This window comes from Corallococcus sp. CA049B (genome assembly GCF_003611685.1).
Classification (GTDB): Bacteria; Myxococcota; Myxococcia; order Myxococcales; family Myxococcaceae; genus Corallococcus; species Corallococcus coralloides.
On the sequence record NZ_RAWC01000278.1, the window covers coordinates 1 to 9,851 of the forward strand.

Genomic DNA, 9,851 nt, shown 5'->3' on the forward strand with positions numbered 1-9,851 from the left:
TCCCCACCCTGTCCCCCCGGCCCCGGCTGTCGGATTTCCTCCAGGGCGTGGGCGTGCTCGGCCGGGCCCTCAGGCTCATCTTCCGCTCGCGCCGCCTCTTCCTCCTCTCCAGCCTGTGCGCGGTCCTCACCGCCATCGCCCTGGTGGGCCTGGCCGTCCTGCTCTACCGGTACGCCCCCGGGCTCCTGGAGTCCGTGTGGGCCCGGCCTGACTCCTGGTACGGACGGGCCGGCTGGTACACCGCGCTCGTGCTGGGCTCCCTGGTCGCCTGGGTGGTGGGCGCCAACGTGGTGCCGCCGCTGCTCCTCACGCCGCTGCAGGACCCGGTGTCGGAGGCCACCGAAGCCGAGTGTGCGGGAGCGGACGCCGTGCTCTCACCGGCCTCGTTCCTGCGGAGCATGACGACAGGGCTGTTGCACACGCTCGCCCGCATGGCGCTGCTCTTCCTGGGGCTGGCGGTGCTGCTGCCGCTGAACTTCGTGCCGGGCCTGGGCAGCGTGGCGTTCACCGTGCTGGCCAGCCTGTGGACCATGCTCTGGATGGCGGCGGAGCACCTGGCCGCGCCCATGACGCGCCACCTGTACCCCTTCGCCCAGGTGCGCCGCATGCTGCGCGAGCGCCGGGCCCTCTGCCTGGGCTTCGGCGCGGGCGTCTACCTGCTCCTGTGGGTGCCCATCCTCAACACCTTCTTCCTCCCGGTGGCCATCGTCGGGGGCACCCTGCTCTACCGGGCCCTGCGGGAGGCCGGGGACCTGCCCCCGCCCCCGGATGCCTCGGCCGGCGCGAAATAAAGGGGCAGGCCGGCTGTCCGTACGTGCAGGCCGGGCGGGAACGCATTGCCTGCGGCAGACGTTCTCGGTCGCTAGTGAGAAGGCCACGCCTTGAAGCACCAGGAAGCCGTGATTAGGCTTGCCCGGCCGCTGCCAGGTCCCTTGGCTCACGTCGAACCGTTCGGATTCACAGGGCTTTTCACGCATCACCCGGGGCGCCTCTCGCGCCCCAGCTGGGATGAACCGCATGCCGCGTATCTTCCGCCGCATCACCGCCGTCGCCGTTCTGTTGGGGGCCTGGGCATTCGCAGGCAGTGACCGCGCTCCCCTCCCGCTCACCGTGGGAGTGGCGGAGGCGGGGCAGGACTCCTGGGACGGCGCGCTGCCTTCCGCCAGCAAGGGCGAGAAGGCCCCTCACGACCTCAACAGCCTCCGCGTCCTCACGAAGGTCATCCTCTACGTGAAGGAGAACTACGTCGACCCCAAGCGGGTGAAGCCCAAGGAGATGATGATCGCCTCCCTGGAGTACGTGGAGAAGAGCGTCCCGGACGTGCTCGTGGACGGCAACCCGGAGACGGGCAAGCTCAACGTCAACGTCAACGGCAAGCAGAAGGAGTTCGACATCTCCCACGTGGACTCCCTGTGGAAGATGTCCTTCGCGCTGAAGGACGTGTTCGACTTCCTGTCCAAGAACATGCGTCCCATCGAGGAGACGCGCGACATCGAGTACGCGGCCGTCAACGGCATGCTCTCCACGCTGGATCCGCACTCGGTGCTGCTGCGCCCGGAGCTGTACCGGGAGATGAAGCTGTCCACCAAGGGCGAGTTCGGCGGCCTGGGCTTCGTCATCCAGATGAAGGAGGGCAACCTCACCGTGGTGAAGGTGCTGCCCAAGACGCCCGCGTCGCGCGCCGGCATCCAGAAGGACGACCGCATCAAGAAGATTGGTGAGGAGTCCACCGTCAACATGGACCTCAACGAGGCCGTGTCCAAGCTGCGCGGCCCGGTGGACAGCCGCATCACCATCACCGTGGAGCGCGACGGCTGGGACAAGCCGCGCAACATGACGGTGGCGCGCGCCATGATTTCGATTGAGTCCGTGCAGCACAAGCTGCTCGCGGGCGGCGTGGGCTACGTGCGCCTGAAGAACTTCCAGGGCAACACCACGCGCGACCTGGAGGCCGCGCTGACGGACATCCGCAAGCAGGCGGACGCCAAGGGCGGCTTCAAGGGCCTGGTGCTGGACCTGCGCGGCAACCCGGGCGGCCTCTTGGAGCAGGCCATCCAGGTGTCGGACACGTTCCTGTCCAAGGGCACCCTCGTCGCGACGGTGGGCTTCAGCGACAAGCTGCGCGAGGAGAAGCGCGCGCGCCCCGCGGACGGCGAGGAGAACTACCCCATCGCGGTGCTGGTGAACGCGGGCAGCGCCTCCGCCTCTGAAATCGTCGCGGGCGCGCTCAAGAACCTGGACCGCGCGGTCATCATCGGGCGTCAGACGTTCGGCAAGGGCAGCGTGCAGGTGCTCTACGACTTCCCGGACGACAGCGCGCTCAAGCTGACCATCGCCAAGTACCTCACCCCGGGTGACGTCTCCATCCAGGAGGTGGGCATCGTGCCGGACATCCAGCTGGTCCCCACGCGCGTCACCGCGGACCGGGTGGACGTGTTCGCGCCCCGCAAGTCCATGGGCGAGGCGGACCTGGATCAGCACTTCGGCAACCCGGAGTCCTCCACCGTCGCCAAGAAGCGCGAAGAGGTGCTGGACCGCGAGAAGCCGGGCACCAGCCTCAAGTACCTGAAGGTGGATGAGAAGGCCGCCCAGGCCGCCGCCAAGAAGGAAGAGCCCAAGGAGAAGGTCGCCGCCAAGCCGGGCGCCAAGGACAAGAAGGAGCACGGCCAGAATGATCCGCTCCTGGACGTGGACGTGGCCGGCCAGGGCGAGGACCTGGACGACCAGCTGGACGCGGAGTCCCAGGAGGAGATCAAGGAGGACTTCGAGGTCCAGTTCGCCCGCGACTTCGTCCTGAAGGTGCCGGCGCTGAAGCGCTCCGAGCAGCTCGCCAAGGGCAAGCAGTTCGTGGAGCAGAAGCGCAACGAGGAGGAGCAGCGCATCAACAACGCCATCGCCGCGCTCGGCCTGGACTGGAGCCCCGGCCCCACGCCCAAGAACGTGCAGCTGGACGCCAGCTTCTCCCCGGGCGCCGACACCAAGATCCTCGCCGGCGAGCAGCTGGACATGGTCATCCACGTGGAGAACAAGGGCACGGAGCCGCTCAAGCGCGTGCGTGGCTGGACGGAGAGCGACAACGCGTTCCTCGACCGCCGCGAGTTCCTCTTCGGCGCCATCGCCCCGGGTGAGAAGAAGTCCTGGAAGGTGCAGGTGCGCCTGCCCAAGGACCTCACCAGCCGCCGCGACGACGTGAAGGTGAAGCTGTTCGACGACAACGGCCCCCTGCGCGACACCCTGGTGTCGGAGCTGTCCTTCGTGGAGCTGCCCCGCCCCACGTTCGCCTTCAACTGGCAGGTGGTGGATGACTGCGCCGAGTGCAACGGCGACGGCGTCGTGCAGCGCGGCGAGGACGTCACGGTGGTGATGGACGTCACCAACACGGGCGCGGGCCCGGCGCTGGACTCGTTCGCGCAGATCAAGAACGGCGGCGACGCGAACATCTTCATCGAGAAGGGCCGCTTCAAGCTGGGGGAGATCAAGTCCGGTGAGACGAAGACGGCGCGCTTCCAGGTGTCCCTGAAGAAGGGCTTCAAGGGCGACACCCTTCCGCTGAAGCTGGCCATCCTCGACGAGCCCCTGGAGGAGTTCGTCCTGGAGAAGCTCCAGCTGCCCGTGAAGGACGGCCCCGTGGCCCCGCTGGAGGCGAAGAAGGGCCTGGTGAAGCTCAACGACAAGGCGGAGCTGTTCGCCTCGCCCACCGCGGACGCGCGTCCGGTGGCGAAGCTGCCGCAGGGCGCCACGCTGGCCCTGGAGGCCACCACCAAGGGCTACTACAAGGTCGCGCTGGAGAAGGACCGCTTCGCCTTCGTGCGCACGCAGGACGCGAAGGAAGTGAAGACCGGCAAGGCCCAGGCGCCCAAGACGGTGGCGTACACGACGACGCACCAGCCGCCGGACATCAAGCTGGACGTGGATCCGTCCCACGGCGGCGTGGTGGTGAACGGCGACAAGTTCACCCTCACCGGCGCGGTGAAGGACCCCAACGGCCTCTTGGACGTCTACGTGCTGGTCAACGACCAGAAGGTCTACTTCAAGGCCGTGGACCCCAAGGGCGGCGAGCCCCACACGCTGAAGTTCACCTCCGACTTCACGCTCAAGGAGGGCAACAACAACGTGCTGGTGGTGGCCCGTGAGAGCTCCGAGTTCGCCAGCCGCCGCACCCTGGTCATCCGCCGCCGTCCGGCGGAGGTGGCCCAGAAGGTGGCGACGCCCGCCGCCGCGGCCACCACGCCGGTGAAGCCGCGCCAGCAGTAATCCTCCGGGGTCATCCCCGGAGCGCCTGACCCACGGGCGGCTCGCTTCCAGCGGACCCTCCCCTCACGAAGGGGGGTGTTTCCCTGGGGGAGGGCCGCCCGTTTTGTTGACGCTTCACCGAGGGCGGGTTTAGGGTCCGCCGGAGGTGGGCGCCCGCTTGGCCGGCATGCGTCCCGGAGGCCTGATTCCCCCATGCGGACGTTCAGTCGGTGGCTGGTGCTCGCGACGGCGCTGTCCGGGGCCGCGGCCCATGCGGACGCCAACGACCTGGTCATTTCCCGCTTCGGCGTCGAGCGCCGGGGCTCTTCTTCCGTCATCACCAGCACCGAGTTCGCCGAAGCCAGCGCGGACTTCCGCGCCTTCGCGCGCACGTACGGCGCGGTGATGACGTCCGCGAACCTGATGCCCCCGCGCACCACGGGCCACTCGGGCTTCGCGTTCAACGCGGAGCTGTCCGTCGTGTCGCTCCCGGAGGACGTGCAGCTGCCCACGGAAGCCGAGCAGCCGGGCTCCGTGCTGGTGCCGTCCCTCCACGTGCGCAAGGGCCTGCCCTTCTCGCTGGAGCTGGGCGGGCGCGTGGGCTGGATTGAGAAGAGCAGCATGGTGACGGCCACGGGCGAGCTGAAGTGGGCCGTCAACGAGGGCTTCACGTACCTGCCGGACGTGGGCCTGCGCCTGCACGTGACGAAGCTGTTCGGCGCGCGCAACCTGGACCTGACCACCACGGGCCTGGACATCGGCGTGGGCAAGCAGTTCCCGCTGGGCGGCATGGTGACGGTGACGCCCTACGGCGGCCTGGACCTGAACTTCGTCAGCGCCACCACGCGCACGCTGGACTTCGACCCCAGCCGCACCACTGCGGACACGGCGGGTAACGACTCGCGCGACGCGCTGACCAACACCGCGCCGTACTCGCGGGTGGACGCGGGCGACAACCTCACCCCGCGCTTCTACGCGGGCGCGCGCTTCATTGGCGGCGTGCTGCAGCTGGGCGCGGAGATTTCGCTCACCAACCTGGGCAGCTTCGACCAGGAGGGCGCCGGCAGCCGCGACCTGCCCTCCGTCTTCGCCTTCAACACCACGCTGGGCCTGGACTTCTAGTCAGCGCAGGGCCTCCCGCAGGCGGCCCGGGCGGTTGGTGATGAGGTAGGACACCCCCAGGTCCCGCAGCTCGCGGGCGCGCCGGGGGTCGTCCACCGTCCACGCCGCCACGCGCAGGCCGGCGTCATTCCACGCCGCCACGCGCTCCGGTGTGCACGCCTCGTGGAACGGGTGCACCGAGTGCGAGGACACCAGCGGGCTCAGCGCGTACGCCTGCAGGGCCCAGGGCCTGTCCGGGTCGATGAGGAAGCCCCGGCGCAGCGTGGGCGCCACCGCCGCCAGCCGGAAGAGGCACAGCGGGTTGAAGCTGGACACCACCACGCGGCCCGCCAGGTTGCGCTCGCGCAACAGCCGCGCCACGCCCGCCGCCAGGCCGCCGTCGTCGAGGCGGTCGCACTTCAGCTCGATGTTGACCAGGAAGTGCTCCGGCAGCGCGTCCAGCACCTCCTCCAACAGCGGGATGCGCGCGGGGGCGAAGCCCAGGGGCGTGCCCACGTCCGCGCGGGAGAGCTTCCACCAGGGCGTGGTGCGCACCTCCCAGGGCTGATGGGCCAGGCGGTCCAAGCGCTCGTCGTGACACACCACCACCTCGCCGGAGCCGCACACCATGGCGTCCAGCTCCACGCCGTCAGCGCCCTGGCGCACGGCCTCCGCGAAGGCCTCCAGGGTGTTCTCGGGAGCGTCAGCGCTGGCACCACGGTGAGCGAGCAGGAGCATGGGCGCGCAGTGTGCGCTCAAACGCCCCCCGCGCGCAGCGCCAGCGTGGCGGGCGCGTCCAGGGGCGGACGCGGTGGCGCGACTTGCCTCGCGGGTGGGTTTATTGCAGTGTCCGGCGCATGTTGGGCACCGGAGAGTTCCTCGTCCTCGGCTTCATCCTGCTGGTGGTCTTCTCGGCCGCCCGGATGGGGCAGTTGGGCAACGCGGTGGGCAAGTTCGTCTACTCGTTCCGCAAGGCGTCTCGCGGCGAGGACCTGGTGGACGTGAAGCACCTGCCCCACTCGCGCCGGGGCACCACCGACGCGGACTACACCGAAGGCTCCTCCAAGGACCGCCGCTCCTAGAACTCCTCCCCTGTCGGGAGCACCAGCGGACCGGGCGGGCTGCCGGGCGCCGGCGCGAGCAGCAGGCGCGCGGCCTGCTGCCTCAGGGCGGGCAACAGCCCCGCGTCCTCCACCAGCTCGCGCAGGTCCGAGGTGGAGAGCAGCGGCACCAGCTTCGCGCCCACCTCCGGCGGCAGGTACGGGTTGAAGGCCAGCGCGCGGCGCACCTTGTGGCGCACGGACCAGCGCGGCGACTTCCAGATTTCGACGAGCGGCTCCGGACGCGCGGGCCTGCGCGCCGCGATGCGCACCACCAGGTCCTCGGTGAGGCGCGGGTTGATCAGCACGTTGCGCAGCACGGCCGGGTTGCTCACGGTGGCCAGGCGCGACAGCACGTCCGGGTCGCGCGTGAGGCGGGCCTGCTGCTTCAGGTGGCCCAGCGACTGGTTGGCGGCCTGCGCGTCCGCGCGGGCGGCGGCGTCCGCGTCCAGCTCCTTGCGCGCGGGGCCCTGGGCGAAGAGGTCCGCCACCGCCTCCAGCGACTGCACGTGGGCCATGCGCCGGAGCGCCTCCACGTGGGGGATGTGCTCGGCCTCCTGATCCAGCGCGGCCAGGAAGTCCGACAGCACGCAGGTGGCGGGGGCCTGCCCGGCGCGGGACAGCGACAGCAGGTGGCCAATGAGCTCGTTCGTGTCGAACGGCTCACGCCGGGCCAGCTCGCGCGCGGCGGCCTTGCGGCGCACGGTGGCGCCTCCGCCCAGGGCGTGCAGGTTGCGCGCGAGCGCGCGGGCCTCCTCCAGCGTGGACATGACGCCTTCAGCCTCCCGTGCGGTCCGCGGTGGGTTCGGAGGGGATGGGCTCCAGCGTCACCTCCAGCCGGTGGCCGGTGAGGTCCGCGGGGAACTCCTGGAACAGCACCAGGAAGGGCACCTTGCCGCCCGGAGGCACCGGGAGGGACGCCGCGTCCATGCGCTGGCGCAGCGCGGTGGCGGCCTCGCTCGTGGTGATGGCGTGGAGCTCCTCCGGCGTGGCCAGCGCCCCCGCGAGCCCCTCCGTGGAGCGCACCCGCTGGTCGCCGTCGAAGAGGGCGGCGCGCACGCGCACGGCCGCCGCGGCGCCGGTGCGGTTCTCCGCCTCTCCGCGCACGACGAAGAGCATGCGGCCATCGCGCGTCTCGTAGAGGCCGTTGGACACGTCGCTCGCGATGAACGGGCGGGACGCGGGCATCACCAGCGTGCGCAGGCGGTCCGGGGACAGCGTGGAGGGGTCCACCCTGCCGTCGCGCAGGTACATGGCGCCCAGCGCGCCCAGGGCCACCACCAGCGCGGTGGCGATGGCGAGGTTGAGGACCACCCCCGTCAGCTTCCGCGCGCGGCCGGGCATCCGCCGCTGGGGCATGCCCACGTCCTCGATGCGGGCGGAGGGCTTGGCCACGGTGACGGCAGGCCCGGAGCGCATGCTCGCCAGGTCCACCACCTCGCGGCGGGGCGTGGTGATCTTGAACGGGTCACCGTCGTCGTACGCCGGCACGTCGCTCAAGAGCGAGATGCCGCCGGGCTCCTCCGCGCCGCCCGCTTCGGCCGGAACGTCGCCCAGCAGCGCGGCGCGGCCGGTGTCGGAGGCGGCCATCCCCTCCTCGCCAGAGGCCCCCGCGCCGGAGAAGTCGAACAGGTCGCTCATCGGCTCCGGACCGACGTGGGTGTCCTCGGGCGCGGCGGACAGGTCCGGGGACGGAGCCGCCGTGTCGATGGACGCGAACGGATCCTCGCTCTCGAAGCCCGGCGAGGGCACCGCCGGCCCCACCGCCGCGGCACCGCTCGGCGAGGGCGCCGCGGCGACGTTCGCGGCATGCCGCAGGGACGCCGCGTCCGGGACCGCCGGAGCGTCGATGGGGAAGTCGAAGAGCGGATCCGGCGCGAGGTCCGTCGAACCGGAGGCGGCCAGCCCCGGGGAGGCCACGGGCGCGGCCACGGGACGTGACGCCCCGGCGGGGACCGAAGCCAGCGGCACGCGCGCGACGGGAGCTCCCGCCGGAGGCATGGCGGCACGCGAAGGCGCAGCGCCTGACGGTGCCGGGCCCCCGGCCAGGGAGGCACCAGGCCCCGGAGGCATGGCAACACGCCCCGGAGGCGAAGGAGCCACCGCCCCGGGAGGAACCGGGCCCCTGGGCGCCGCGGCCCCCAGGGGCGCGGACTGCGCGGCGAACGCACCCGGCCCGCTCGGAGCCACGGCCGCCGGACGGGGCGCACCCGCGTTCCCCACCGCGAACGCCCCGGGAGGAGCAGCCCGGGCGGCGGGAGGCGCGAAAGCCCCCGGAGGCACCGGGCGGGGCGCCGCTGCCGGAGGAGCCGCCACGGCCGGCCGGGGAGCGGCCACCGGAGCGCTCGGCGCCGGCCCATCCAGCATGAAGTCCGCGAACGGGTCATCCAGGTCCGGCAAGGCCGGATTCGGAGGCGGCGGGGCCGCCTGTCGCCGGGACGCGACGCCCGGGGACGGCGTGGGCGGGTCGAACGGCATCATCGCCCCGGCGGCGCCCGGCGTGGCGGGGGCCCGGCCGGGGGCCGCTTGCGGGGCGTCCACGTCGATGTCCACATCCACGTCACCCCAGGACTGGACCTGGGACTTCACCGCGGGGGCGCCGGGCGCGTAGTACGCGGCACCCGGCCGGGTGACCTCCCCGGTGGGCTCCGGGGCCTCTCCGAACGCCTGGAACGGGTCCGCCTGTCCGGCCGGAGGGCCAGCGGGCGGGGGGGCGCTCAGGGCCGGCGCGGGCTCACGCGCGACCCGAAAGGTGTTCTGACATTTGGTGCAGCGGACCTTGACCCCTTTTTCCGTCACCTTCTCGTCGGGGATCTTGAACCGCGTCTGGCACTGTTCGCACTGGACGATCATGGGGTCGGGTCGGGGGGACTTGGAGCATAGGCCCACCCGGCAACCACCGCGAGTCGGGCCCGGGTAACTTGCTCGCTTCCGACCCCTTTGATACGAGGTTCGCCCCTTTGGAAATCAAGAAGTAAACCAGTAAATGCCAAGGCGCAGCCGGGGTCGGAGACGACAGACATGAGCGAGGCCGAGCAAGCAAACGCTCCCAGCAACACCAAGGAGCCGAAGATCATCAAGCGCTACACGAACCGGAAGCTCTACGACACCGTGGAGAGCCGGTACGTCACGCTCGATGAGATCGCCGCGATGATCAAGGAGGGCACCGAGGTGCGGATTGTCGACAACCGCACGAAGGAAGACCTGACCTCCGTCACCCTCGCGCAGATCATCTTCGAGGAGGAGAAGAAGAAGAACCAGATGCCGCTGTCGGTGCTGCGGGAGATCATCCGCCACCCCGGCGAGTCCATCTCCGGGTTCATCCAGAAGGAGGTCTCGCCGCGCGTGGCCTCCATCCGCGAGGAGGCCGAGCAGCGGCTGGACAAGCTGCTGCGCCGCGAGGACGGCAGCCTGCAG

At 70.9% G+C, this 9,851-nt stretch carries 8 protein-coding genes; 5 read left to right on the forward strand and 3 right to left on the reverse strand.

Annotated elements, in window-relative coordinates:
* The 3 genes from D7W82_RS35570 to D7W82_RS35580 form a co-directional block, all read left to right on the forward strand.
* Positions 1-791 (forward strand): EI24 domain-containing protein (locus D7W82_RS35570; protein WP_233588138.1); only part of this gene is annotated, 791 nt, incomplete at its 5' end.
* A gap of 217 nt (positions 792-1,008) precedes the next feature.
* Positions 1,009-4,254, forward strand: coding sequence for an MXAN_5808 family serine peptidase (locus D7W82_RS35575; protein ID WP_120622558.1), 3,246 nt, complete (start codon positions 1,009-1,011; stop codon positions 4,252-4,254).
* Positions 4,255-4,446: 192 nt separating this feature from the next.
* Complete coding sequence (locus D7W82_RS35580) at positions 4,447-5,355, forward strand: hypothetical protein (RefSeq protein WP_120622559.1); 909 nt, start codon at positions 4,447-4,449, stop codon at positions 5,353-5,355.
* Here D7W82_RS35580 and D7W82_RS35585 read toward each other — a convergent pair whose 3' ends face one another.
* Entirely contained in the window at positions 5,356-6,072 is a 717-nt protein-coding gene (locus D7W82_RS35585) for a glycerophosphodiester phosphodiesterase family protein (protein ID WP_120622560.1), read from the reverse strand.
* A 119-nt stretch (positions 6,073-6,191) separates the two neighbouring features.
* On the opposite strand from D7W82_RS35585, the gene D7W82_RS35590 reads away from it, so the two are divergent.
* Positions 6,192-6,416, forward strand: coding sequence for a twin-arginine translocase TatA/TatE family subunit (locus tag D7W82_RS35590; protein WP_043322039.1), 225 nt, complete (start codon positions 6,192-6,194; stop codon positions 6,414-6,416).
* Here D7W82_RS35590 and D7W82_RS35595 read toward each other — a convergent pair.
* Together D7W82_RS35595 and D7W82_RS35600 are read right to left on the reverse strand one after the other, a co-directional pair.
* Entirely contained in the window at positions 6,413-7,204 is a 792-nt protein-coding gene (locus tag D7W82_RS35595) for a hypothetical protein (protein ID WP_120622561.1), read from the reverse strand. The genes D7W82_RS35590 and D7W82_RS35595 overlap by 4 nt on opposite strands.
* Before the next feature lie 7 nt (positions 7,205-7,211).
* A complete protein-coding gene (locus D7W82_RS35600) occupies positions 7,212-9,287 on the reverse strand; it encodes a zinc-ribbon domain-containing protein (RefSeq protein WP_120622562.1) in 2,076 nt (691 codons plus the stop codon).
* Positions 9,288-9,455: 168 nt separating this feature from the next.
* On the opposite strand from D7W82_RS35600, the gene D7W82_RS35605 reads away from it, so the two are divergent.
* Positions 9,456-9,851, forward strand: a 396-nt coding sequence (locus tag D7W82_RS35605) for a polyhydroxyalkanoate synthesis regulator DNA-binding domain-containing protein (RefSeq protein ID WP_199727937.1), incomplete at its 3' end; no start/stop codon positions are given.

Bases quoted from the DNA above. Each gene is read 5' to 3' on its own strand.
- D7W82_RS35595 (WP_120622561.1), bottom strand. From the start codon at position 7,204: ATGTCCACGCTGGAGGAGGCCCGCGCGCTCGCGCGCAACCTGCACGCC.
- D7W82_RS35575 (WP_120622558.1), top strand. From the start codon at position 1,009: ATGAACCGCATGCCGCGTATCTTCCGCCGCATCACCGCCGTCGCCGTT.
- D7W82_RS35580 (WP_120622559.1), top strand. From the start codon at position 4,447: ATGCGGACGTTCAGTCGGTGGCTGGTGCTCGCGACGGCGCTGTCCGGG.
- D7W82_RS35600 (WP_120622562.1), bottom strand. From the start codon at position 9,287: ATGATCGTCCAGTGCGAACAGTGCCAGACGCGGTTCAAGATCCCCGAC.
- D7W82_RS35590 (WP_043322039.1), top strand. From the start codon at position 6,192: ATGTTGGGCACCGGAGAGTTCCTCGTCCTCGGCTTCATCCTGCTGGTG.
- D7W82_RS35585 (WP_120622560.1), bottom strand. From the start codon at position 6,072: ATGCTCCTGCTCGCTCACCGTGGTGCCAGCGCTGACGCTCCCGAGAAC.